Here is a 22,105-nt window from a genome sequence, read left to right as displayed (position 1 = left end):
AGCCGCTTTCTAGATCAGGCCGTCGAGGAAGAATTTGCGATCCTGAACCGGCGGCTTTGGCTCTGGCGGCAGCGGCTGGTCGTTGCGCCGGGCTTCCTCGCGCGCGTCGCGGGCCGCTTCGTAAGGCGTGTCGAGCGTGCCGGGACGGCGGCCGCAGGCGGTCACGGCAACGCCGATCGCCGCCAGCAGAAGTGTCGTTCTGATAAGGGTTCCGGCGTGCATCCTGCCTGTCCGTGCAATTGAGTGTGCGGTGTTTCTAGCGGAGTTTTGATGCCGATGCATCCCGTTTCAAGCGCTTGCGCCAGTAGCGCACCTGGCGACGCACCTCCTGCGGGGCGGTGCCGCCGAAGGACGAGCGGCTCTTGACGGACGCGGCGACGGAAAGCACGCCGAACACATCCGCGGTGATGCGGCTGTCGATCTCCTGCAGCTCCTCCAGCGACAGCCTTTCAAGCGAAACCTTGCGGGCTTCGGCGGCGGCAACGGCCCGGCCGGTGACATGGTGCGCTTCGCGGAACGGTAGTCCGGCCTCGCGCACCAGCCAGTCGGCCAGATCGGTCGCGGTCGAATAGCCGGAGCCGGCGGCGCGCTTCATGGAGGCCGCGTTGATCTCCATATCGCCGATCATGCCGGTCATCGCCGCAAGCATCAGGTCGAGCGTTTCTGCAGCGTCGAAGACGGCTTCCTTGTCTTCCTGCATGTCCTTGGAATAGGCGAGCGGCAGGCCCTTCATGACCGTGAGCAGCGCGATGAGGTGGCCGTTGACGCGGCCGGTCTTGGCGCGCACGAGCTCGGCGGCGTCGGGGTTCTTCTTCTGCGGCATGATCGAGGAGCCGGTCGAGAACTGGTCGGACAATCGCACGAAGCCGAACTGCGGCGTCGACCAGATGACGATCTCTTCCGCCAGCCGCGACAGATGGGTGGCGCAGATGGCTGCCAGCGACAGGTATTCCAGCGCGAAATCGCGGTCGGACACGCTGTCGATGGAGTTGCGGGTGGGCTCGCGGAAGCCGAGCGCCCTGGCCGTGCGGTGGCGGTCTATGGCAAAGCCGGTGCCGGCAAGGGCGGCCGCGCCCAGCGGCGACTCGTCCATGCGCTCGATGGCGTCACGGACGCGCGAAAGGTCGCGCGCGAACATCTCGACATATGCCATGCAATGATGACCGAAGGTGACCGGCTGCGCCGTCTGGAGATGGGTGAAGCCCGGCATGACGGTGGCCGCATGATCCTGCGCGCGATCGAGAAACGCCTCGATCAGGCGGACCAGCGCAGCATCGGTGCGCTGAAGCTCCTCCTTCACCCACAAGCGGAAATCGAGCGCCACCTGGTCGTTGCGTGAGCGCGCGGTATGCAAACGACCAGCCGAAGGGCCGATAAGGTCGGCCAGCCGCGCCTCGACATTCATATGAATGTCCTCGAGCCTGGCCGAGAACTCGAAAGTGCCCGCCTCGATCTCTGACAGGATCGTGTTCAGCCCGTGAGCGATCTTCTTTTGATCGTCGGCGGATATTATGCCTGTTTCCGCAAGCATCTCGGAATGGGCGATCGAACCGCGGATGTCCTGCGCGTAAAGCTTTTTGTCGAAGCCGATCGAGGCGTTGATCGCTTCCATCACCGCCGCGGGACCCGAGGCAAATCGTCCGCCCCACATCTGGTTGCTGGCCTTTTTCTCGCTCATGGTGATAACGGGGCTCCCGAAGGACTGAGTGGACTGACTGATGGCAAACGGCAAATTCCATCTACCGACCGGACGGCTGATCGCGCTCGCAATCGTGGCCGGCATCGCGGCCGGTGCGATCGGCGTATACGTGATGGGCGCACCCTCTGGCAACAATCCGCAGGAGGTTGCCGCGCTCGACGCGGACAATGCGGCCTGCCAGGCCAAGGCCGAAACGCTCGAGGCCGTGGATGCAGCAGCCCGCGGTGAGGTTGCGGCGATACTGGCCGCCAACCCGCCGCAGTCGGTCAAGGATCTCGCCTTCAATGCCCCGGACGGAAGCCCGATGACGCTTGCCGACCTGTCCGGCAAGACGCTGCTGGTCAATCTCTGGGCGACTTGGTGCGCGCCATGCCGCGAGGAGATGCCCGCGCTGAACCAGCTACAGAAGGATATGGGAAGCGATACCTTCGAGGTGGTGGCGGTAAATGTCGACACGGGCAGCGACGAGAAGCCCATGCGGTTCCTCGAGGAAACGAAGGTGGACGCGCTTGGCTACTATCGAGATTCGACGCTCGGCCTGTTCAACGAACTCAAGCGGCGCGGGCTCGCGCTCGGCCTGCCGGTGACGCTGCTGGTCGACGACGAAGGCTGCATGATCGGCCATATGAACGGTCCTGCCGAATGGGCCAGCGAAGACGCCAAACGCCTCATCGAAACGGCGATGTAGAACCGCCGCTTCTCGATCATCCCGTCGTCACTTTCGTGCCGCCATCGCGGAACGTTCCGGTATCAGCCCGCGCGGGGCGAAGCGCAGCACCACAAGCAGGATCACGCCCATCAGAAGCGGCCGCATGTAGGGCGCGGCGTCGGCGAGGTGCAGCCGGACCGGATTGGTCGGCGCCATGCCGGCGGTGATGACAGACATCAGCCAGCCGCCCACGGGTTCCGCCTCGACCCAGATGAACCAGATCAGGAAGCCGCCCAGCACCGCGCCCCAGTTGTTGCCGGAGCCGCCGACGATCACCATCACCCAGATCAGGAAGGTGAAGCGCAACGGGTTGTACTGACCCGGCGTGAACTGCCCGTCCAGCGTGGTGAGCATCGCGCCCGCGATGCCGACGACGGCTGAGCCGAGCACGAAGATCTGCAGGTGACGACCGGTCACGTCCTTGCCCATCGCTTCGGCTGCGTCGCGGTTGTCGCGAATGGCGCGCATCATGCGGCCCCAGGGCGAGTTGAGGGCCTTTTCCGCCAGCCACATCAGGACAATGAGCACGACGGCGAAGAGCAACGCGTAGGAGAGGCGAACGTAGATCGACGAGAACGAGATCGGATCGATTCCGACTCGTGTGGACAGGTCCACGAACCACTGCGCCTGCTGAAGCTGAACCTCGTAGGCAACGGGGCGCGGCAGGCCAGAGACGTTCTTGACGCCGCGCGTCAGCCACTCCTCGTTGCGCATAAAGGCGATGATGATCTCGGAGATGCCGAGCGTGGCGATGGCGAGATAGTCGGCGCGCAGGCCAAGCGCAATCTTGCCCACCAGCCATGCCGCACCCGCAGCGAAGACGCCGCCCACCAGCCACGAGAATATGATGGGCATGCCGAGACCGCCGAGATAGCCGGTGCGGGCTGCATCGAAGCTCTCGATGGCCGAGACGGCTGGATCGAAGAAGCGGCGAATGATGAAATAGCCGATCACCGCTATGGCGAGCGTCGCCAGTGTGCGCACGCTGCCGGAGGTGCGCCCGCGCACGAAGACGGCGATGCCAACCGTGCCCACCAACGCCAGCAGCGACAGGCCGATGCCCAAGCCGCCGGCCGACCACGCGCCTGGTATCGGTGGCATGGAGACGATCACGCCGGCGAGCCCGCCCAGCGCTGCAAACCCCATGATGCCGACATTGAACAGGCCGGCATAGCCCCACTGCATGTTCACGCCCAGCGACATGATCGCCGAGATCAGGCAGAGGTTTAGGATCGTGAGGCTCAGGGTCCAGCTCTGGAAAACGCCCACCGCGACGAGCAGGATCGCCATCGCGCCGTAGAGATAGACGATACGCTCGCGGTTGCTCATAGCACGCGCCCCTTGAAGATGCCGGTCGGCCTTATCAGCAGCACGAGGACGAGGATGACGAAGGAGATGGCGAACTTGTATTCGGTCGAAAGGAGCTGAACGAGCCCTTCGGGCTGGAAGCCGAGATATTCCAGCACCCGCTTGTAGGCATAGGTCAGCGTCACTTCGGAGAAGGCGACCACGAAGCCGCCGGCGATCGCTCCCAGCGGCTGGCCGATGCCGCCGACGATGGCAGCGGCGAAGATCGGCAGCAGAAGCTGGAAGTAAGTGAAGGGCCGGAAGCTCTTGTCGAGGCCGTAAAGCACGCCTGCGATCGTCGCGAGCGCTGCCGCGATTATCCAGGTCACCATGACGACCTTGTCAGGATTGATGCCCGACAGCAGCGCCAGGTCCTCATTGTCCGAATAGGCGCGCATCGCCTTGCCGGTGCGCGAATATTGCAGGAACCAGAACAGCGCCACGACGACGATGACGGCGACGATCACGGTGATCGCCACCGGCAGGCGGATCGCCAGCCCCTCGGCGAGCCCCGTATATTCGCGGAAGCCGCGCACGGTGACGAGGAAGCGTTCGCCGTCGGCAAACCGCTGGTCGTTGGGGCCGATGATCAGGCGAACGATGCCGTTGAGCACGAACATGACGCCGACAGACGCCATGACGAAGACGATGCCTGCCGATTTCTGCTTGCGGTAGAAGCGAAAGACGAGGCGGTCGATCAGCAGCGCCATGGCGACGGCGCCGATGATGCCCACCGGCAGCGCCAGCAGCGCCGTGGGTAGTGGGCCGAGGGTCACCCCCATGCCGATCAGCCACCACGTCACCAGAATCGTAATCATGGTGCCAAACGCCATCAGGTCGCCGTGGGCGAAGTTGGAGAAGCGCAGGATACCGAACACGAGCGTGACGCCCAGCGCGCCGAGCGCGAGCTGCGCGCCATAGGCGAGGCCCGGAATGAAGACGAAGTTTGCGAACACCACCAAGGCGTTGAGGAAACCTTCCATGACCTCAGCCTCCCAGGAACGATGCGCGGACTTCCGGGTTGGCAAGCAAGGCCTCCCCGGTGTCTGTGAAACGGTTGCTGCCCTGCACGAGCACGTAGCCGCGATCGGCAATGGCGAGAGCCTGGCGTGCGTTCTGTTCGACCATCAGGATGGCGATGCCGGTGGCTGCCACTTCAAGAATACGGTCGAACAGTTCGTCCATGACGATGGGCGATACGCCGGCGGTGGGCTCGTCGAGCATCAACACGCTCGGCCGGGTCATCAGCGCGCGGCCGACGGCAACCTGCTGGCGCTGGCCACCGGAGAGCTCGCCCGCCGGCTGGCGGCGCTTTTCCTTCAGGATGGGGAACAGGTCGAAGACCTGCGCCATCGTGTCGGAGAAATCATCCTGGCGGATATAGGCGCCCATCTCCAGGTTCTCCTGCACGCTCATGGTGACGAAGACGTTGGAGGTCTGGGGCACGAACCCCATGCCGGCCTTGACCCGGTCCTGCGGGGAAAGGGCGGTGATGTCGCGGTCGCCCAGCATCACGCGGCCTTCGCGCAGGCCGAGCATGCCGAACATCGCCTTCATTGCGGTGGACTTGCCGGCGCCGTTGGGGCCGACGATGACGGCGATCTCGCCCTTTTCGACGGCAATCGTGCAGGAATGCAGGATGTCGGCGCCACCATAGCCACCGGTCATCGCCTCACCGATCAGGAAGCTCATGCGCCGCCTCCCTTCGATTTCTTCGCCGGGCGGTTCTTCAGTCCGCGGCCCAGATAGGCCTCGATCACCTGCTCGTCGGCCTTGACCTCCTCGGCCGAGCCCTCGATCAGCACCTTGCCCTCGGCCATCACGATGACCGGGTCGCACAGGCGGCCGATGAAATCCATGTCGTGCTCAATCATGCAGAACGTATAGCCGCGCTCCTTGTTGAGGCGGATGATGGCGTCGCCCAGCGTGTTGAGCAGCGTGCGGTTGACGCCGGCCCCCACCTCATCGAGGAACACGATCTTGGCATCGACCATCATGGTGCGGCCGAGCTCGAGCAGCTTCTTCTGGCCGCCGGACAGATTGCCGGCGAGCTCGTCGGCGACATGCGAAATCTCGAGGAACTCGATGACCTCGTCGGCGCGTGCGCGCACCTCTTCCTCGCGTGCGCGCACTTTGGATGGGCGAAGCCAGACGTCGACGAGGCTTTCGCCCGGCTGGTGGTCGGGAACCATCATCAGGTTCTCGCGGACCGTCAGCGTGGAGAATTCATGCGCGATCTGGAAGGTACGCAGCAGCCCCTTGTGGAACAGCTCGTGCGGGGTGAGGCCGGTGATATCTTCATCGCCCAGCCAGACCGTTCCGGAGGACGGCTTGTAGTGGCCGGCGATGACATTGAAGAGCGTGGTCTTGCCAGCGCCGTTCGGGCCGATCAGGCCGGTGATCGAACCCTTGGCGATCTCGATGCTCGCCCCGTCAACCGCCCTGATACCTCCGAAATGCATATGCAGATCGTCTACACGGATCATTCGGTTCCCCTGAGCCGTTTGCGGCTCTTGTTCTCGTTGCCTGGAATGAAACGCGGGCCTTCTGCCCTTGAATCCTTGGAAAAAGCAAGCTGCGAGCGGCCGATTTGTCAGATTTTCGCATTTTATGTGCGAAAATGTAGCGCCTTACGCAGCGTTATACTGCGCTTTCAGTCCGCATTTATCCATATGTCGTTGCGGCACCTACCCTGCTGCCGCATACTCCATGTGCGAAAAACCCGGCCTCGCGGGGAGGCCGGGTCTTGTCGTCTTACGCTGGCTTAGCGGAACTGGACCGTCTTGAACTCACCGTTTTCGATGATGTACTCGCGGTAGGTTCCGGCCGCTTCACCGGGGCCGATCAGCTCGACATTGGTTGCGCCGACATAGTCGATGTCACCGCCGTCCTTGAGGATCTGCAGGCCCTTGGCGAGGTCTGCCGCAATGATCTGCTCGCCCGGTGCGTTGGCGACCTCAAGCATCGCGTCACGGATCGCCGTGCGGTCCGTGGAGCCTGCCTTCTGCATGGCCAGCGCGATAAGCGCAGCAGCATCGTAGCTTTCGCCGGTGTAGGAGCTCGTCGGGTCGAGGCCCGCAGCCTTCGCAGCTTCAGCGAACTTGGCCGAGCCCTCACCCTCGGCACCGGGGATCACGCCGATCGTGCCTTCGATGCTGTCGCCCATCGCGTCGATGAGGCTCTGGCCGTACATGCCGTCGCCCAGCGCGAAGCGGTCGAACGCGCCCGTGTCGACGGCCGAGCGGATGATGCCGACGCCGCCCTGATCGACATAGCCGAGCACGACGAGAACGTCGCCGCCGGCTGCCGCCAGTGCGCCAACCTCGGCCGAGTAGTCGCCCTTGCCGTCGTCATGCGGGGCAGCGATGGTCACCGTGCCGCCGGCCGCCTCGAAGGCAGCGACGAAGGAGTCCGAGAAGCCCTTGCCGTAGTCGTTGTTGGTGTAGCTCACCGCGACGGAATCGATGTCGTATGAACGGATCACCTCGGTCAGCACTTCGCCCTGACGCGCGTCGGACGGCGCGGTGCGGAAGAAGTAGTCGTTGTCCTCGATGTCGGTCAGCGCCGGCGAGGTCGCCGAAGGCGAAACCATGACGACGCCATTGGGCACCGCGACGTTGTTGACGATACCGATGGTCACGCCCGAGCAGTCGGCGCCCATGATGGCGGCAACGTTCTCGGTGGTGACGAGGCGCTCGGCAGCGGCCGTCGCGGCAGCGTTGTCGATGCAGGTCGAGTCCGCGCGGACCGGCACCAGCGTCTGGCCGTCGAGGAACAGGCCGCTGTCGTTGACTTCCTTCAGCGCGAGTTCTGCGCTGCCGCCCATTCCGGGCGTGATGCTTTCGAGCGGGCCGGTGAAGCCCAGGATGATGCCGACCTTCACTTCCTGCGCCTGCGCGACGGCGGACGCGGCAAAAAGGAGCGCGCCGGCGACGGACGCGGCAAGCGCGTTGCGAGTTCTGGATGACATACGAAAAACCTCCACTTGGTCGTGTTTGTGCGTCTTGTTTTTGGCCCGGCCCCCGCTAGGGCTGGATTGGGGCCGATACTCTTACCGCGCCGGGGGTTTGTAAAGCCGGGAACGGTCAAGCCGCGAAAACAAAACGGAAATTGGCTAACGGGCGCACGAAAGGAGCAGCGACCCTGTCACCAGGGTCGCGGTTTTGCGCGCTGGAATTGCGGGGAGCGCCGTGCCTTGGCTCAGCGGGTTGGGACGGGATGCTCGCCGCGATAATCGTAGAAGCCGCGTCCAGCCTTGCGACCGAGCCAGCCGGCCTCGACATATTTCACCAGTAGCGGGCAGGGGCGGTACTTGGAATCCGCGAGACCGTCATACAGAACCTGCATGATCGACAGGCAGGTATCGAGGCCGATGAAATCCGCAAGCTGCAGCGGACCCATTGGATGGTTGGCGCCCAGCTTCATCGCCGTGTCGATAGCTTCCACCGAGCCGACGCCCTCGTAGAGCGTGTAGATCGCCTCGTTGATCATCGGCAGCAGGATGCGATTGACGATGAAGGCCGGGAAGTCCTCGGCCACCGTGATCGTCTTGTCGAGATTCTGGACGAACTCGCGCGCGGTCTCGAAGGTCGAATCCTCGGTGGCGATGCCGCGCACCAGCTCGACCAGCTTCATCACCGGCACGGGGTTCATGAAATGAATGCCGATGAAGCGCTCCGGCCGGTCGGTCTGCGCGGCGAGGCGCGTGATCGAGATCGACGAGGTATTGGTCGCCAGCAGTGCTTCGGGATTGAGGATCGGGCAGAGCTGGGCGAAAATCTTGCGCTTGACGGTCTCGTCCTCGGTTGCCGCCTCGATGACGAGATCGACGCCTGCGAGATCCTCCAGTGTCGGAGCTGCGGAGATGTTGGCGAGTGCGGCCTTGCGCACCTCCTCCTCCATCTTGCCGGACGAGACCTGCCTGGCCATGTTGCCGTTGATCGTGGCGATGCCGTTCTCGATGCGCTCGGCCGAGATGTCGTAGAGCTTGACCTTGTAGCCTGCCTGGGCCGCTACGTGGGCGATGCCGCCGCCCATCTGGCCGGCGCCGATGATGCCTACCGTTCCGATCTTGCCAGTCATGACGCTGATCCCGTGGTCGGGCCGTCTTTCGGCCGTGCTTTTGTTGCGGTGCAAACTAAAAGGGCGGGGTGACTTCTGTCTACCCCGCCCTTCACAAATTAATACGCCGGTCGGCGGTGCGTCAAAGCGCCTTTTCGAGTTCCGGCAGAACAGTGAAGAGGTCGCCGACGAGACCGTAGTCGGCCACCTGGAAGATCGGGGCTTCCTCGTCCTTGTTGATGGCGACGATCACCTTGGAGTCCTTCATGCCGGCCAGATGCTGGATCGCGCCGGAAATGCCGACGGCGATGTAGAGCTCAGGCGCCACGACCTTGCCGGTCTGGCCGACCTGCCAGTCGTTCGGCGCGTAGCCGGCATCCACCGCGGCGCGGGACGCGCCCACCGCGGCACCCAGCTTGTCGGCGACAGGCAGGATGACCTCCTGGAACTTTTCCGAAGAGCCCAGCGCGCGGCCGCCCGAGATAATGATCTTGGCCGAGGTCAGCTCCGGACGATCGCTCTCCGAGAGCTTGTTCTCGACGAAGGTCGAAAGGCCCGGATTGGCGGCCGCCGAAACGGTCTCTACCGCAGCGGAGCCGCCTTCGCCTGCCGCCTGGAAGGAGGCGGTGCGGACCGTGATGACTTTCTTGGCGTCGGTCGACTGCACGGTCTGGATGGCGTTGCCGGCATAGATCGGGCGCTTGAACGTGTCGGCCGAGACGACCTCGATGATCTCCGACGCCTGCATGACGTCGAGCAGGGCCGCGACGCGTGGCATCACGTTCTTGCCCATCGTGGTGGCTGGCGCGACCAGCGCATCGTAGCCGTCGGCGAGCGACACGACGAGGGCCGCCGTCGGCTCGGCGAGGCGATGTTCGAGTTCGTCGGACTCGGCCAGCAGAACCTTGCGCGCGCCCTTCAGCTTGGCGGCGGCGTCGGCGGCAGCCTTGGCGCCCTTGCCGGCGACAAGAATGTCGACGTCGGAGCCGATCGCCAGTGCAGCGGTCAGCGCCTTGGCGGTCTGGTCGGAAACGGTTGCGTTGTCGTGCTCGGCAACGAGAAGTATGGCCATATCGATAATCTCCCTTTTCCGAACCCTAGAGGACGCCTGCGGACTTCAGGCTCGACACCAGCTCGGCGACGTCCTTGACCTTGACGCCCGCCTTGCGGCCGCCCGGCTCCTCGGTCTTCAGCACTTTGAGGCGCGGCGATGCATCGACGCCGTAATCGGCGGCCGACTTCTCGTCGAGCGGTTTCTTCTTCGCCTTCATGATGTTGGGCAGCGAAGCGTAGCGCGGCTGGTTCAGGCGCAAGTCGGTGGTCACGATGGCCGGCATCGACAGCTCCACCGTCTGCAGGCCGCCGTCGACCTCGCGGGTTACCTTGGCCTTGCCGCCGTCGATCTCGACCTTCGAGGCGAAGGTGCCCTGCGACCAGCCGAGAAGTGCTGCCAGCATCTGGCCTGTCTGGTTGGCGTCGTCGTCGATCGCCTGCTTGCCGAGGATGACGAGCTCCGGCTTTTCCTCGTCAACGATGCCCTTCAGGAGCTTCGCAACGGTCAGCGGCTCGGTGGTCTCTTCGATCTTGACCAGAATGCCGCGGTCGGCGCCCATGGCGAGTGCGGTGCGGATCGTCTCCTGCGCCTGCGCCGGGCCGATCGACACGACGACGATTTCTTCCACCTTGCCCGCTTCCTTCAGACGGATCGCCTCTTCGACTGCAATTTCGTCGAAGGGGTTCATCGACATCTTCACATTTGCGAGTTCGACGCCCGATCCGTCCGACTTGACGCGGATCTTCACGTTGTAGTCGACAACCCGCTTGACAGGGACAAGAACTTTCATGCGCGTGAGACCTTTCCGAGATTTTTGTCGGAGCTGCGTAGCAGCCCCTCATGCCGATCGCTTGCCGGATACCGACATCGTCGGGACGAAACTCAGCACGTCGCGCCGCCCACCGGGCATTGCGTGCCGTGGCCGCATGAGGCTGTAGTCATCCGCCGCGCCAGCGTCAATATGCGCCGCCGGCTCAAACCGTTTGAATTGTGCAGCAGGCCGTCAGCGCCGGCCCCAGGGCGATGGTGTATCGGCCGGCGGAGGTGGCGGCGCCGGTCTCTCGACCACGGCTGCCTGCGGCGTGACCACCGTCCGGTCGAACAGCGGAACGTCGCGGCGGCGCAGCACCAACACCAGCACCGCGCCGGCGATGATGCCGCCGACATGGGCCGCCCAAGACACCTCGCCCTCGCCATCGAGGAGGATCATGGCGAACTGGAACAGAATCCAGAGTGCCAGCAAAATCCAGGCGGGGAGGCGCAGCGGCAGGCGGCCGAAGGCGAGCACCCATATCTTCACGCGCGGATGCAGGATCAGATATGCGGCGATGATGCCGGCGACCGCGCCCGAAGCACCGATCAGTGGCGCGTGAGAGGTCGGAACCAGCAGCCCGTGCATGAAGGCGCCGGCGGCCGCGCAGGCCAGATAGAAGATCAGGAACCTGAAATGGCCGAGCGCGTCCTCGACATTGTCGCCGAACACCCAGAGAAACAGCATGTTGCCGCCCAGGTGAAAGATGTCGCCGTGCAGGAATGAATAGGTGATGTAGGTTGCCTGGTCCGGCACAAGAACCAGGTTGGGCGGGCGCACGACATTGTCGAACAAGGTCGCCGGTATGTAGCCCAGCCCGATCACGGTTGCTTCGATGAACTGCTCGCTGGCGACCGCCGTCAGCAGATAGACGAGGCAGTTGGCGGCGATGAGGCCCAGCGTCACATATTGCAGGCGGATGCGCTTGAGCTTGTTGGCGTCGTGAAGCGGTATGAACATGGTCCCCCAGGCCCCGCCTCGGCACTGGAGGCTATCTGTTTTGTCCCGGCACCCATAACACATCGCTTTCGCCATTGTCATTGACGGCGCGGGCGGCGACGAACAGGAAATCGGAGACGCGGTTGATGTATTTGATCGCTTCCGCCCCGACGGTTTCACCATCCGCCAGCGAAAGCTCCACCATCAGCCGCTCGGCGCGGCGTGCGATGGTGCGCGCAAGGTGAAGCGCGGCCGCTGCTGGTGAGCCGCCGGGCAGGACGAAGGTGCGCAGCGGCTTGATGTTGCGGTTCAACGTGTCGATGTCGGCCTCAAGCCGCGCCACCTGCGAGGCGACGATGCGTAGCGGCTCGTAGCCGAGGTCCTGCCCGGTATCGGGCGTAGCGAGGTCTGCCCCGAGATCGAAAAGATCGTTCTGGATGCGGCCGAGCATCGCGTCGATCGCGGCATGCGCGTTCGCGGTATGAAGCCGCGCCATGCCGATGCACGCATTGGCCTCGTCCACCGTCCCGTAGGAGGTAACCCGCAGGTCGTATTTAGGCCGCCGCTCGCCGGAGCCCAGCGCCGTCGTGCCGTCATCTCCGGTGCGGGTGTAGATCTTGTTGAGTACGACCATCTTGCAGTTCCCCGATCGTTCAGCCGCGCGAGAAATAGAGCGCAAGCAGAATGAACACGAGCGCGAAAAACTGAAGCAGCACGCGAGCCTGCATCAGCTTGTTGGAGGTGTTGCCGGACCCGCCGCGCAGCATGTTCATGAGGCCACGGATAAGCACGATCACCACAGCGACCATGAAGAGGATGGCGATGATGTTGAAGGCTGTCGACATGGTTGGTTTCCGATCTCGTTCAGGCGCGGTTGGCAAGGAAACGGTATAACACGGACGCCGGCAGCAGCCGCTTGAGCAGCGCGCCTATCTTTGCCGGCGTCGTGACCAGGTAATGCGGCCGTGGGCGCGGGCTTTCCAGCGCATGTTTGAGAACTGCATATACCGCGTCGGGGCCGAGTTTCATCCGCGACCTGACGCCGCCCTGACGTAGCCGCGCCAGTTGTGCCTCGTAGTCCGACCGGTGTGGCGATGCATCGACATCGATGTATCGCTCGAACCAGGCAAGGCCGTTCGACGGCAATTTCGATTCGATCGGGCCGGGCTCGATCATCGAGACCTCGATGCCGGATCCGTCGAGTTCCGACCGAAGCGTCAGCATTAGCCCCTCGATCGCGAATTTCGACGCTGTGTAAGCGCCGCGATATTTGACCGGCAGGAGGCCGAGTATCGAGGAACAGTGAACGATGCGGCCATGCCCCTGCGCCCGCATGACCGGCACGATCCGCTGCGTCAGGTCGTGCCAGCCGAAGAAATTGGCCTCGAACTGTTCCCGCAGGGCCTCCACGGGCAAGTCCTCGACCGCACCTGCCTGCGCATGGGCGCCGTTGTTGTAGAGGGCGTCCAGACGTCCGCCCGTGCGGGCGGTCACTTCGGCCACGAGTGTCTCTATCGAGGCGGGGTCGCGGTAGTCGAGAAACAGAGCCTCGATGCCTTCGGCCTCCAGAGTCGCGATGTCTTCCGGCTTGCGCGCGGTTGCGAACACCCGCCAGCCGTCCCGCTTGAGCGCACGGGCGCAATATGCGCCTATGCCGGAAGATGCACCGGTGACGATGATTGTGCGCAACTTGTCAGCCTGTTGCTTCGTATCTGTATCGATGCTTGCCATGAAGGCGATTCCCTTCCCATATTCGCACGTGCGATACAATCGGCCGGAAAAATGCTGCGCAGACTGGTTATCATCAAACGCGTCCTCGGCGACGCCATCGGACATTTCAACTATGATGACGGGTGGGCGCTCGCCAGCCATCTCGCCTTGTCGGCCCTGTTGGCGCTGTTTCCTTTCCTGATTTTCGCAACGTCGCTGGCGAGCTTCCTAGGTGCGGATGCCTTTGCCGAAACGGCCGTGCATCTCATATTCGACACCTGGCCGGAGGAGATCGCCGCACCGATCGCGCGCGAGGTGTCGAGCGTGCTGACCATCCAGCGTGGCGATTTCCTGACCATCGGCATCCTGGCTGCCGCCTTCTTCGCCTCCAACGGCATCGAGGCGTTGCGCGTGGGGCTCAATCGAGCCTATCGGGTGCTGGACCGGCGCTCGATCTTATTCCTGCGCGCGCAGAGCCTCGCCTTTGTGCTGGTGGCGACGATCGGGTTCCTGATCGTCTCGTCGCTGCTCGTCGTGCTGCCGGTCGCCATCGGCATCGCGCAGCAGCGCCTGCCATGGATCGAGCCCTATATCGGGACCATCAATCTGTGGCGCATCCTGATTGCTGCCGTCATCATCGTTCTCGCGCTGATCGCGGTGCATCTCTGGCTGCCGGCGGGTAAGCGCCGGTTTCGCGAGATCGTGCCGGGGCTGATCTTCACCCTTGTGTTCTGGGTGGTCGGTTCATCCCTGTTCGCCACCTATCTCAGCTACTACTCGACCTATGCCTCGACCTATGCGGGGCTGGCCTCGATCATGATCGCGCTGGTGTTCCTCTACATCGTGTCGGCGATCTTCATCCTCGGCGGCGAGCTCAACGCGTCCATCAAGCGGTACCTCGATGCGCGCGCCAAGGTGGCGCAGTAGTCTGCAACCGGACACCAACTTTAAGTCGGCAAAGCAATAGCGATTGTTTAACCTTGTCGATGGTAGTTATATTGCGGGCGAGGCGAATAATAACGGATTGATCGATCGGGCCGCTTTTCGGTGGGTTCAGACGCTTGAGAATAGTGTCGCAAGGTCTTCTGTGAAGACCTGGTTCCGAAAGGCTCTGCAATGCCGAGACTGCTTCCAGCTTTTGTGTCTGACGACAGCGCCATCATTGCTGCTATCGATCGTTCACAGGCGGTCATTCACTTCGATCTCGCTGGCAATATCCTTTTTGCCAACGCCAATTTCTGTGCCGCTGTGGGCTACGAGCTTTCCGAGATCGTGGGTCGCCACCACCGGATGTTCGTCGACCCGGCGGAAGCCGACAGTGCCGAATATCGCGAATTCTGGGCGCGATTGGCGCGCGGCGAATACGACCAGCGCCAGTACAAGCGCTTCGGCAAGGGCGGTCGGGAAATATGGATCGAGGCGTCCTACAATCCTCTGTTCAGGCGCGGCAAGCCCTACAAGGTGGTCAAGTTCGCTACAGACGTCACCGCGGCGCGGCAACGAGCGGCCGAAGATGCCGGCAAGCTGGCGGCGATCTCGAAATCCCAGGCGGTCATCGAGTTTACGCCCGAAGGCGAAATTCTCACGGCGAACGACAATTTCTGCAAGACCCTCGGCTATGAGCTCGCCGAGCTCCAGGGCCGGCATCACCGCATGTTCTGCGATCCGGGCTATGCCCAAAGCGACGAATACCGCCAGTTCTGGCCGAGGCTCGCCCGGGGCGAATTCATTGCCAACGAATTCGTGCGCTACGGCAAGGGCGGCAAGGAAATCTGGATCCAGGCCGCCTACAATCCGATCGTCGACCTCAACGGCAAGGTGGTGAAGGTGGTGAAGTTCGCCACCGACGTCAGCGAGCGCATGAGCGCCGTCGTTGCGCTGGGAGGCGGCTTGCGGGCTCTAGCGGAGGGCGACCTCGAGCAGCGGCTGGAGCGCGCCTTCGTGCCCTCGATGGAGCAGGTGAGGACCGATTTCAACGAGGCCGTCGGCAAGCTCTGTGCCGCGATGCAGGCTGTGGGCCATAATGCAAGGTCGATCGCGGCCGGTGCGGAGGAGGTGCGTTCTGCCGCATCGGACCTGTCGAGGCGTACCGAGCAACAGGCGGCCTCGGTCGAGGAGACTGCCGCGGCACTCGAGCAGGTTACTGCAACTGTCTCGGATTCGAGCAAGCGGGCGGAGGAAGCGGGCAGCCTTGTGCGGCAGACGCGCGAGAATGCCGAACGCTCCGCCGGCGTCGTGCGCAATGCGGTTGCCGCCATGGGCGAGATCGAATCATCGTCCCAGCAGATTTCCAACATTATCGGCATGATCGACGAGATCGCCTTCCAGACCAACCTGCTGGCGCTCAATGCCGGCGTCGAAGCCGCTCGTGCAGGAGAGGCTGGTCGGGGTTTTGCCGTGGTGGCGCAGGAGGTGCGCGAACTCGCGCAGCGGTCGGCAATGGCGGCCAAGGACATCAAGGAGCTGATCGGCACCTCGGGAAGCCAGGTCGAGCGGGGCGTGTCACTTGTGGGAGAAACCGGCAAGGTGCTGGAGCAGATCGTCCAGCAGGTGCAGGAGATCAACACGAATGTCGCGGCCATCGTGCAGGGCGCGCGCGAACAGGCGACCAGCCTCGCGGAGATCAACCGTGCAGTGAACACGATCGATCAGGGCACGCAGCAGAATGCGGCAATGGTTGAGGAATCGACCGCAGCCAGCCACTCGCTTGCGGGCGAGGCGCAATCGCTGTTCAGCCTGCTGACGCAGTTCAGGACGGGTGAGGCCCCGGCAGCGCCTGCTGCTTCCCAGCAATCGCAACCGGCTCCATCGCCCGCGCGGCACCTCGTTCGGCAGGTGAAGAGTGCCTTTGCCGGCAACGCGGCGCTGGCAACCGACGACTGGGAGGAATTCTGACGCGTCCCTATCGGCGCGTCGCCATCGCGACCCCGATGGTGGTGATCGCCATGCCGACGAGCTGGATCGGTGTCAGCGTTTCGCCGAACAGCACCCACGCGATGAGGGCTGTGACCGCGGGCACGAGGTAGAAGAGTGACGAGACCTTCGACATCTCGCCCTCGCGGATCATCATCATCAGAAGGAAGATGGCACCGATCGACAGCACCAGCACCAGCCACGCCATGGCGAAGACGAGCTCGCCGGTCAGCGTGAACTCGCGCGTCTCGAAGGCGAATGAGCCGATGGCCATCACCACGGCGGCGCCGAGATATTGCCACAGCGTCGCGGTGACGAGGTCGGCGTTGGATACGAACTTCTTCTGCCACACGGTGCCGGCGCTGATCGCCACCGCGCCGGCCAGGCAGGCCAGGAATGTTGCCGGCGTGACGCCGCCGATTGCCTGGCCGATCTTCGGCGCCAGCACAATCACTATGCCGAGGAAGCCCGCGGCGAGCCCCGCCCAGTGGCGGGGCAGGATACGCTCGCCTAGCGCCCAGCCTGCCATGACGGCGGTGATCAGCGGCTGGAGCCCGATGATGAGAGCGGAAAGCCCGGCCGGCAGCCCATGCCGGATCGACCAGAACACGCCCCCGAGATAGACGCCGTGGATCAGCGCGCCGGCAAATGCGGCATGCGCGGCCTTGCGTGGGGGCAGCTTCTTCGAATGCATCACCAGCATGATCAGCAACAAGACGACCGCTGCGAGCACGAAGCGTACGGCGAGGAAGCTGAACGGCTCCGACCACGGCATCGCGTAGCGGGCGCCAATGAAGCCGGTTGCCCAGAGCAGCACGAAAAGAACGGGAATGAAGCTTGCGGCGCGGGACATGGCTCGGGCTTGGGATCGATGTCAGGCAGCCCGCTCTAGTGCTGATCGCCGCAACAAGCAAAGGATTAGAATTGAGCCAATGGTTTCGTGTCGCTGACAGGCAAGATTACAACATCGCCTTTGCGGAGCAGGCGCCTGTACCTGCTCACGGTAGCAGGCGCCAGCCGCTACAGACCGACCATGCGCGTGACGTCCGTCGGCGTGAGGCCGGCGGTACGCAGCGCGGCGAGGCCAGTATCCTTCCTGCTCTTGGACAGTTTTCGGCCGTCGTCTCCCAGCATCAGGTCGTGGTGCAGATAGACCGGCGCAGAAAGCCCGAGCAGCTCCTGCAGCAGTCGCTGGACGGCGGTGGCGTGAAACAGGTCACGACCGCGCACCACGTGCGTCACACCCTGCAACGCATCGTCGACCACGACGGCGAGGTGGTAGCTTGTCGGCACCTCCTTGCGCGCGATCACGACATCGCCCCATGCCGCCGGATTGGCTTTGACGCGGCCGGTCTCGCCCGACGGGCCGCTGCCCTCTTCGTCCCACAGGATGGGCGTCGACGCATGCGCGAGCGCGGCGTCGATGTCCAGCCGCCATGCAAATGGTTCGCCTTCGTCGATCCGGGTAAGTCGCTCCCAGCTTGAAAGACTGCGCTCAGCCGTCGGAAACAGCGGCGCGCCATCGGGATCGCGTGGCCATTCGCGGCCGGTGGCTTCAGCCTCGACGATCATTGCGCGCGCCTCGCCCCGGCTCATGAAGGAGGGATAGGCAAGCCCCGCATCGATCAGCCGGTCGAGGGCTTCGGCGTAGTCGGCGAAATGGTCCGACTGCCGGCGCACGGGCTCTTCCCATTCGATGCCAAGCCATGCGAGATCGCGATAGATCGCCGCTTCGAATTCCGGGGTGCAGCGGCCGATGTCGATATCCTCGATCCGCAGCAGCAGGCGGCCGCCGGTTTCGCGTGCCAGTCTCGCGTTCAGCAACGCCGAATAGGCGTGGCCGAGATGCAGTTCGCCATTGGGGCTCGGCGCGAAACGGAAGACCGGCCGTGTCATGAGAATGTCGGCAATCGGATTGTGAGGTTCATTTCGCGATTGCTACGGTGGCCTGCAATCAAGAACAAGGGCGAATGATGCGCAGGATCGAGACGCTGGACCACATTGCCGAAGGGCTTGATGCATTGGCGGCCATCGATCCCCGGCTGTCAGCAGTCGTCGCTGCCGCCGGCGAGGTGCCGCTCCGCCTGTCGGAGCCGGGCTTTGCAAGCCTCGTATCGATCATCGTCTCGCAGCAGGTTTCGCGGGCGAGCGCCGACGCGATCCTGGGCAGGCTCGTGGCGCTGGTCGATCCGCTCGATGCGCCGGGTGTGCTGGCGGCCGGTGAGGAGGCGTTTCGCACCGCCGGCCTCTCACGGCCCAAACAGAAGACGCTGCTGGCGATAGCCCGTGCGGTTGTCGAGGACGGGCTGGACATCGACCACCTTGCCGCTGCGGATCCCGATGACGCGATGGCGCGGCTGACCGCGCTGCACGGCGTCGGGCCGTGGACCGCAGAAGTCTACCTACTGTTCTGCGCCGGCCATCCCGACATCTTCCCGGCTCACGACGTCGCGCTGCAGACCGCCGTCGGCCATGCGCTGGCTATCGAACCCCGCCCCGACGCCAAAACGCTCTACCGAATCGCCGAATCATGGACGCCCTGGAGAGGCGTCGCGGCGCGGCTCTTCTGGGCCTACTATCGCGAATTGCGCGGACGGGACGCTGCACCGCCCACCGAAACGGCGAAAAAAGCCGCAAAAACAGCATGATTTAGAATTTTGCGGCGCGAAATAGCCGCTTCACATTCCTGCAATCTCGGGATTACAGTATCCGCGCCGATCGAAGCCCGAGCCCAAGGAGGTCAGTCAGTGACGATCGCAGTCTCGCCGGATGCGCTACCCGCACTGGTGTTGAACGCGGACTATCGTCCGTTGAGCTATTACCCCTTGTCGCTCTGGTCCTGGCAGGACGCGATCAAGGCGGTCTTTCTTGATCGGGTCAACATCGTTGCCGAATACGAGCACGCGGTGTCGTCGCCCTCCTTTTCGATGCGCCTGCCCAGCGTCGTCTGCCTCAAGAGCTATGTGAAGCCCTCGCGGCATCCCGCTTTCACCCGTTTCAACGTCTTCCTGCGCGACCGCTTCCAGTGCCAGTATTGCGGCACTCATGAGGATTTGACCTTCGACCACGTGATCCCCCGCCGCTGCGGTGGTGCAACCACTTGGGAGAACGTCGTCGCGGCCTGCTCGCCATGCAACCTGCGCAAGGGCGGGTTGATGCCGCGGGACGCCAAGATGTGGCCGCGCCAGAAGCCGATGCAGCCCACCGTGCACGACCTGCACAACAACGGCCGGCTGTTTCCGCCCAACCATCTGCATGAGAGCTGGATGGATTATCTCTACTGGGATGTCGAACTGGAGCCGTAGGCGGCTTCCATCAGATCTCCGCGAATTTTGCGGTTCCGGTTCTCAGGCCTTGCGAAACGCCGCCACGTAGGCGATCGCCGCGAGCACGAGGCTCGCCACCACGTTCCAGCCGGCAAAGGAGAGGCCGAGGAAGCGGCCCGCCGCCTGGTCGCACGAGGGCGGGATCACCGCGTCGAGCTGGTCGAGAAGGCTGCCGCCGGAGGGTGCCGGTGCCACCACGCCGCAATCTGTCGGGCCGGGCCACCATGCCCATTCCACGCCGGCGTGGAAGATGCCGAGATAGAGGCTCCATGTCATCAACAGCGCACCGGCAAGCAGCAGGCCGCGCGTCAAGATGGCCGGCCCCCTGAAGAGAGCCGAGACCAGCGCCAGCACCATCACCGGGATACCGATATAATAGGGCAGCCGCTGCTCGAGGCAGAGCTTGCACGGGATATAGCCGCCGATGTGCTGGAATCCCAGTGCGGTGCCCACAGTCACGGTCATGCCCAGCGCCAGAAGCGCTGCGGCGGCGGTTTGAATCTTTCCAGTGGCGGCGGTCAGCGACATCGGACCCCTCAGAAAATGTAGCGCACGGCGACGAAGCCGCCGATCAGGAGAATCATGAAAAGGGTGAAAAGAAGGCCGAGATTTTTCTCGATGAAGGTCCGGATGGGCTCGCCGAACCGGTAGAGCAGCCACGAGACCAGGAAAAAGCGCAGACCACGCCCGACGATCGAGACGATGACGAGCGTGATGATGTTGAAGCCGGTGAAGCCGGAGAAGATCGTCAGCACCTTATAGGGGAATGGCGTTACCGCACCGAACAGGATGCCCCATGCGCCCCAGGTGTCGTACCAGCCCTGCACCTTCGAAAAGGCGTCCTCCGCCTGATAGAGTTCGATAATGTGTGTGCCGATCACGTCGAACAGGAACGCGCCGATCACGTAGCCAAGCAGCGCGCCGAGCACAGAGGCGATCGTGCAGACCAGCGCGTAACGGATCCAGCGCGCGCGCTCGGCCAGCACCATGGGGATCAGCAGAACATCGGGCGGGATCGGGAAGAACGAGCTTTCCACGAAGGAAACGGCGGCCAGCGAGCGTTCTGCATGACGGGTGCGCGCGAGCGACATCGTCCAGTCGTAGAGGCGGCGAAGCATGGAGGGACCCCGGTTGCGGAAGCCTCTCCTAGAAAGAAAACTGTGGCCGCGCAATGGCGCGGTCCGCCGCATCCGATTGAACTCGCGTGATAGTTACCGCGCTCGGACGCCCGCTTTTTCCATCCTGATGTGTGCGTTTCGAAACAGGGTTTCGGCCTGATGTTCCGAAATCCACCCATGACGGTCCGTTCCTGACGCTTTCCTGTCCTTCGGCCAGGTCCATGCCTTGCCGCGCCGGGTGGAAACGCGTTCGGGTCAGCCTGTCGCGCGACGGAGGAGGCCGTTGCCTGCAGCATGGAGGCATGGCCGCGCTCGCGCGACGGTGGAAATTCCCATGCCCGATACAGGAGGAGACACCCATGATCCCGAGAACGCGCGCCATCATCATCGCTGCCCTTGCGGCGATGCTGCCGGTCCAGGCCCTGGCACAGGATGCCCCCAGGCAACAGGATGACAGCCCCCGGCAAGTCCTGTTCGTCGGCAACAGCTACTTTTACTACAACAACAGCCTGCACAACCACGTCCGCCGCATGGCGGTCGAGGGGCTTGGTGTTCCGCTTGGCGATCTCGACTACCGGTCGATCACCATCTCTGGCGGGTCTCTGGCGCATCATCCGATCGCGCATTATCTGACGCCCGGCGCGATCGGCTACGATACGCCCTTCGACGTTGTGATCCTGCAGGGTCACAGCGCTGCCGCGCTGAGCGAACGCCGGGCCGACGCATTCAACGAGGCAGTGTCTGCTGCAAGCGAACAGATCGAGGCGACGGGCGCGCAAGTGGCGCTTTATATGACCCACGCCTATGGCGACGGCCACAAGGACTTCGCTGCGGACAACACGGACCAGATCGCCGATCTCTACACGGCCGCCGGCGAGACGGCGGGCGCTGTCGTGATCCCGGTAGGCCTCGCCTTCGCCGAGGCGCAGCGGCGCGATCCCGCTCTCGTGCTTCACCAGACCTACGACGACAGCCATCCGAACGTGAACGGCTCGTACCTTGCGGCCGCCACCGTCTATGCAACGCTTTACGGTCAGTCGCCGCAAGGGCTTGAATACGACTATTACGGCGCTGTCGAACCCGAGATGCGCGTCTTCCTGCAAGAGGTGGCGGCCGATACCGTCGAGGCCTTCCAGGCACGGTGACGAGTGGCGGCGCCGGAGTTGTCATCCTATCACCGCGCCACCGGTTTGGTGATCGCTTGACGCACCCGCCGTCGTTCGTATAGTCCCGGCGCGTTCCGCGAACCTGTGCGGAACGCGCCCTTCTGGGCCCCTGTGGCGGAATTGGTAGACGCGCTCGACTCAAAATCGAGTTCCGCAAGGAGTGCTGGTTCGATCCCGGCCAGGGGCACCAACGGTCTCGCAGCAGCCTGATCTTTTGAGATTGGCACGCTTCGAAATCCGCTTCGTCAGAGC

24 protein-coding genes and 1 tRNA gene are annotated in these 22,105 nt (G+C 63.7%); 7 read left to right on the top strand and 18 right to left on the bottom strand.

Translation table 11 applies throughout. The annotated features are described in order from the left end of the window. Nucleotides 1–9: 9 nt before the first annotated feature. Together ACVJNE_RS04770 and argH are read right to left on the bottom strand one after the other, a co-directional pair. Complete coding sequence (locus tag ACVJNE_RS04770) at nucleotides 10–222, bottom strand: hypothetical protein (protein ID WP_173189391.1); 213 nt, start codon at nucleotides 220–222, stop codon at nucleotides 10–12. 34 nt (nucleotides 223–256) lie between these two features. Continuing rightward, nucleotides 257–1,678, bottom strand: coding sequence for an argininosuccinate lyase (gene argH, locus ACVJNE_RS04765; RefSeq protein WP_499563454.1), 1,422 nt, complete (start codon nucleotides 1,676–1,678; stop codon nucleotides 257–259). A gap of 40 nt (nucleotides 1,679–1,718) precedes the next feature. Between argH and tlpA the strand changes: the two genes are divergently transcribed. Further along, complete coding sequence (tlpA, locus tag ACVJNE_RS04760; protein ID WP_499563452.1) at nucleotides 1,719–2,387, top strand: thiol:disulfide interchange protein TlpA; 669 nt, start codon at nucleotides 1,719–1,721, stop codon at nucleotides 2,385–2,387. 27 nt (nucleotides 2,388–2,414) lie between these two features. Here tlpA and ACVJNE_RS04755 read toward each other — a convergent pair whose 3' ends face one another. From ACVJNE_RS04755 to ACVJNE_RS04700, 12 genes are all read right to left on the bottom strand, one after another. Beyond that, nucleotides 2,415–3,737, bottom strand: coding sequence for a branched-chain amino acid ABC transporter permease (locus tag ACVJNE_RS04755; protein WP_499563451.1), 1,323 nt, complete (start codon nucleotides 3,735–3,737; stop codon nucleotides 2,415–2,417). Further along, on the bottom strand, nucleotides 3,734–4,738 hold the full coding sequence (locus tag ACVJNE_RS04750; protein WP_368803783.1) for a branched-chain amino acid ABC transporter permease: 1,005 nt from the start codon (nucleotides 4,736–4,738) through the stop codon (nucleotides 3,734–3,736). The genes ACVJNE_RS04755 and ACVJNE_RS04750 overlap by 4 nt, the downstream gene beginning before the upstream one ends. Nucleotides 4,739–4,742: 4 nt before the next feature. Continuing rightward, the gene (locus ACVJNE_RS04745; RefSeq protein WP_173189401.1) at nucleotides 4,743–5,447 is read right to left on the bottom strand and encodes an ABC transporter ATP-binding protein; all 705 of its coding nucleotides are present in this window, start codon (nucleotides 5,445–5,447) and stop codon (nucleotides 4,743–4,745) included. Next, nucleotides 5,444–6,241, bottom strand: coding sequence for an ABC transporter ATP-binding protein (locus ACVJNE_RS04740; RefSeq protein WP_499563449.1), 798 nt, complete (start codon nucleotides 6,239–6,241; stop codon nucleotides 5,444–5,446). Before ACVJNE_RS04740 ends, ACVJNE_RS04745 begins: the two co-directional genes overlap by 4 nt. 278 nt (nucleotides 6,242–6,519) lie before the next feature. Further along, nucleotides 6,520–7,725, bottom strand: coding sequence for an ABC transporter substrate-binding protein (locus tag ACVJNE_RS04735; protein WP_173189405.1), 1,206 nt, complete (start codon nucleotides 7,723–7,725; stop codon nucleotides 6,520–6,522). 230 nt (nucleotides 7,726–7,955) lie between these two features. Further along, entirely contained in the window at nucleotides 7,956–8,837 is an 882-nt protein-coding gene (locus tag ACVJNE_RS04730) for a 3-hydroxybutyryl-CoA dehydrogenase (RefSeq protein ID WP_499563447.1), read from the bottom strand. 121 nt (nucleotides 8,838–8,958) lie between these two features. Then, nucleotides 8,959–9,888, bottom strand: coding sequence for an electron transfer flavoprotein subunit alpha/FixB family protein (locus ACVJNE_RS04725; protein ID WP_499563445.1), 930 nt, complete (start codon nucleotides 9,886–9,888; stop codon nucleotides 8,959–8,961). 25 nt (nucleotides 9,889–9,913) lie between these two features. Continuing rightward, nucleotides 9,914–10,660 carry an electron transfer flavoprotein subunit beta/FixA family protein gene (locus ACVJNE_RS04720; protein ID WP_173189411.1) on the bottom strand — a complete coding sequence of 249 codons (747 nt, stop codon included), beginning with the start codon at nucleotides 10,658–10,660 and terminating at the stop codon, nucleotides 9,914–9,916. A gap of 213 nt (nucleotides 10,661–10,873) precedes the next feature. Continuing rightward, nucleotides 10,874–11,641, bottom strand: coding sequence for a rhomboid family intramembrane serine protease (locus ACVJNE_RS04715; RefSeq protein WP_499563442.1), 768 nt, complete (start codon nucleotides 11,639–11,641; stop codon nucleotides 10,874–10,876). Nucleotides 11,642–11,672: 31 nt separating this feature from the next. Beyond that, nucleotides 11,673–12,254 carry a cob(I)yrinic acid a,c-diamide adenosyltransferase gene (locus ACVJNE_RS04710; protein WP_499563440.1) on the bottom strand — a complete coding sequence of 194 codons (582 nt, stop codon included), beginning with the start codon at nucleotides 12,252–12,254 and terminating at the stop codon, nucleotides 11,673–11,675. A gap of 19 nt (nucleotides 12,255–12,273) precedes the next feature. After that, the gene (locus ACVJNE_RS04705) at nucleotides 12,274–12,465 is read right to left on the bottom strand and encodes a twin transmembrane helix small protein (protein ID WP_173189417.1); all 192 of its coding nucleotides are present in this window, start codon (nucleotides 12,463–12,465) and stop codon (nucleotides 12,274–12,276) included. A 19-nt stretch (nucleotides 12,466–12,484) separates the two neighbouring features. Next, complete coding sequence (locus ACVJNE_RS04700; protein ID WP_499563438.1) at nucleotides 12,485–13,351, bottom strand: SDR family oxidoreductase; 867 nt, start codon at nucleotides 13,349–13,351, stop codon at nucleotides 12,485–12,487. A 51-nt stretch (nucleotides 13,352–13,402) separates the two neighbouring features. Here ACVJNE_RS04700 and ACVJNE_RS04695 point away from each other — a divergent pair, with 51 nt between their 5' ends. Together ACVJNE_RS04695 and ACVJNE_RS04690 are read left to right on the top strand one after the other, a co-directional pair. Continuing rightward, on the top strand, nucleotides 13,403–14,257 hold the full coding sequence (locus ACVJNE_RS04695; protein ID WP_499563436.1) for a YihY/virulence factor BrkB family protein: 855 nt from the start codon (nucleotides 13,403–13,405) through the stop codon (nucleotides 14,255–14,257). A gap of 189 nt (nucleotides 14,258–14,446) precedes the next feature. Next, nucleotides 14,447–16,225, top strand: a complete 1,779-nt coding sequence (locus ACVJNE_RS04690) for a methyl-accepting chemotaxis protein (RefSeq protein WP_499563434.1) — start codon at nucleotides 14,447–14,449, stop codon at nucleotides 16,223–16,225. A 7-nt stretch (nucleotides 16,226–16,232) separates the two neighbouring features. Here the strand turns inward: ACVJNE_RS04690 and ACVJNE_RS04685 are convergent, their stop codons facing one another. Together ACVJNE_RS04685 and gluQRS are read right to left on the bottom strand one after the other, a co-directional pair. After that, nucleotides 16,233–17,096, bottom strand: coding sequence for a DMT family transporter (locus ACVJNE_RS04685; protein ID WP_499563432.1), 864 nt, complete (start codon nucleotides 17,094–17,096; stop codon nucleotides 16,233–16,235). Nucleotides 17,097–17,263: 167 nt separating this feature from the next. Continuing rightward, a complete protein-coding gene (gene gluQRS / locus ACVJNE_RS04680; protein ID WP_499563430.1) occupies nucleotides 17,264–18,139 on the bottom strand; it encodes a tRNA glutamyl-Q(34) synthetase GluQRS in 876 nt (291 codons plus the stop codon). A gap of 77 nt (nucleotides 18,140–18,216) precedes the next feature. On the opposite strand from gluQRS, the gene ACVJNE_RS04675 reads away from it, so the two are divergent. Further along, entirely contained in the window at nucleotides 18,217–18,891 is a 675-nt protein-coding gene (locus ACVJNE_RS04675) for a DNA-3-methyladenine glycosylase family protein (RefSeq protein ID WP_499564151.1), read from the top strand. A 99-nt stretch (nucleotides 18,892–18,990) separates the two neighbouring features. Continuing rightward, the gene (locus tag ACVJNE_RS04670; RefSeq protein WP_173189427.1) at nucleotides 18,991–19,548 is read left to right on the top strand and encodes an HNH endonuclease; all 558 of its coding nucleotides are present in this window, start codon (nucleotides 18,991–18,993) and stop codon (nucleotides 19,546–19,548) included. A 42-nt stretch (nucleotides 19,549–19,590) separates the two neighbouring features. Here the strand turns inward: ACVJNE_RS04670 and ACVJNE_RS04665 are convergent, their stop codons facing one another. Together ACVJNE_RS04665 and ACVJNE_RS04660 are read right to left on the bottom strand one after the other, a co-directional pair. After that, a complete protein-coding gene (locus tag ACVJNE_RS04665; RefSeq protein ID WP_499563428.1) occupies nucleotides 19,591–20,097 on the bottom strand; it encodes a disulfide bond formation protein B in 507 nt (168 codons plus the stop codon). 8 nt (nucleotides 20,098–20,105) lie between these two features. Next, nucleotides 20,106–20,687 carry a YqaA family protein gene (locus tag ACVJNE_RS04660; protein ID WP_499563426.1) on the bottom strand — a complete coding sequence of 194 codons (582 nt, stop codon included), beginning with the start codon at nucleotides 20,685–20,687 and terminating at the stop codon, nucleotides 20,106–20,108. A 359-nt stretch (nucleotides 20,688–21,046) separates the two neighbouring features. On the opposite strand from ACVJNE_RS04660, the gene ACVJNE_RS04655 reads away from it, so the two are divergent. Beyond that, a complete protein-coding gene (locus ACVJNE_RS04655) occupies nucleotides 21,047–21,832 on the top strand; it encodes an SGNH/GDSL hydrolase family protein (protein ID WP_499563424.1) in 786 nt (261 codons plus the stop codon). Between the two features lie 126 nt (nucleotides 21,833–21,958). Continuing rightward, a tRNA-Leu gene (locus ACVJNE_RS04650) sits at nucleotides 21,959–22,043 on the top strand. Nucleotides 22,044–22,105 lie beyond the last annotated feature (62 nt).

Source organism: Mesorhizobium sp. DxT (assembly GCF_058448885.1).
This window is presented reverse-complemented; position numbering and strand designations above follow the sequence as displayed.

What these genes read in the sequence shown, in the direction of transcription:
- ACVJNE_RS04675 (WP_499564151.1), top strand. Translation starts at nt 18,217, where the DNA reads ATGCGCAGGATCGAGACGCTGGACCACATTGCCGAAGGGCTTGATGCA.
- ACVJNE_RS04750 (WP_368803783.1), bottom strand. Translation starts at nt 4,738, where the DNA reads ATGGAAGGTTTCCTCAACGCCTTGGTGGTGTTCGCAAACTTCGTCTTC.
- ACVJNE_RS04720 (WP_173189411.1), bottom strand. Translation starts at nt 10,660, where the DNA reads ATGAAAGTTCTTGTCCCTGTCAAGCGGGTTGTCGACTACAACGTGAAG.
- argH (WP_499563454.1), bottom strand. Translation starts at nt 1,678, where the DNA reads ATGAGCGAGAAAAAGGCCAGCAACCAGATGTGGGGCGGACGATTTGCC.
- ACVJNE_RS04695 (WP_499563436.1), top strand. Translation starts at nt 13,403, where the DNA reads ATGCTGCGCAGACTGGTTATCATCAAACGCGTCCTCGGCGACGCCATC.
- ACVJNE_RS04700 (WP_499563438.1), bottom strand. Translation starts at nt 13,351, where the DNA reads ATGGCAAGCATCGATACAGATACGAAGCAACAGGCTGACAAGTTGCGC.
- gluQRS (WP_499563430.1), bottom strand. Translation starts at nt 18,139, where the DNA reads ATGACACGGCCGGTCTTCCGTTTCGCGCCGAGCCCCAATGGCGAACTG.
- ACVJNE_RS04660 (WP_499563426.1), bottom strand. Translation starts at nt 20,687, where the DNA reads ATGCTTCGCCGCCTCTACGACTGGACGATGTCGCTCGCGCGCACCCGT.
- ACVJNE_RS04770 (WP_173189391.1), bottom strand. Translation starts at nt 222, where the DNA reads ATGCACGCCGGAACCCTTATCAGAACGACACTTCTGCTGGCGGCGATC.
- ACVJNE_RS04745 (WP_173189401.1), bottom strand. Translation starts at nt 5,447, where the DNA reads ATGAGCTTCCTGATCGGTGAGGCGATGACCGGTGGCTATGGTGGCGCC.
- ACVJNE_RS04665 (WP_499563428.1), bottom strand. Translation starts at nt 20,097, where the DNA reads ATGTCGCTGACCGCCGCCACTGGAAAGATTCAAACCGCCGCCGCAGCG.
- ACVJNE_RS04710 (WP_499563440.1), bottom strand. Translation starts at nt 12,254, where the DNA reads ATGGTCGTACTCAACAAGATCTACACCCGCACCGGAGATGACGGCACG.
- ACVJNE_RS04685 (WP_499563432.1), bottom strand. Translation starts at nt 17,096, where the DNA reads ATGTCCCGCGCCGCAAGCTTCATTCCCGTTCTTTTCGTGCTGCTCTGG.
- tlpA (WP_499563452.1), top strand. Translation starts at nt 1,719, where the DNA reads ATGGCAAACGGCAAATTCCATCTACCGACCGGACGGCTGATCGCGCTC.
- ACVJNE_RS04755 (WP_499563451.1), bottom strand. Translation starts at nt 3,737, where the DNA reads ATGAGCAACCGCGAGCGTATCGTCTATCTCTACGGCGCGATGGCGATC.
- ACVJNE_RS04740 (WP_499563449.1), bottom strand. Translation starts at nt 6,241, where the DNA reads ATGATCCGTGTAGACGATCTGCATATGCATTTCGGAGGTATCAGGGCG.
- ACVJNE_RS04690 (WP_499563434.1), top strand. Translation starts at nt 14,447, where the DNA reads ATGCCGAGACTGCTTCCAGCTTTTGTGTCTGACGACAGCGCCATCATT.
- ACVJNE_RS04725 (WP_499563445.1), bottom strand. Translation starts at nt 9,888, where the DNA reads ATGGCCATACTTCTCGTTGCCGAGCACGACAACGCAACCGTTTCCGAC.
- ACVJNE_RS04655 (WP_499563424.1), top strand. Translation starts at nt 21,047, where the DNA reads ATGATCCCGAGAACGCGCGCCATCATCATCGCTGCCCTTGCGGCGATG.
- ACVJNE_RS04705 (WP_173189417.1), bottom strand. Translation starts at nt 12,465, where the DNA reads ATGTCGACAGCCTTCAACATCATCGCCATCCTCTTCATGGTCGCTGTG.
- ACVJNE_RS04735 (WP_173189405.1), bottom strand. Translation starts at nt 7,725, where the DNA reads ATGTCATCCAGAACTCGCAACGCGCTTGCCGCGTCCGTCGCCGGCGCG.
- ACVJNE_RS04715 (WP_499563442.1), bottom strand. Translation starts at nt 11,641, where the DNA reads ATGTTCATACCGCTTCACGACGCCAACAAGCTCAAGCGCATCCGCCTG.
- ACVJNE_RS04730 (WP_499563447.1), bottom strand. Translation starts at nt 8,837, where the DNA reads ATGACTGGCAAGATCGGAACGGTAGGCATCATCGGCGCCGGCCAGATG.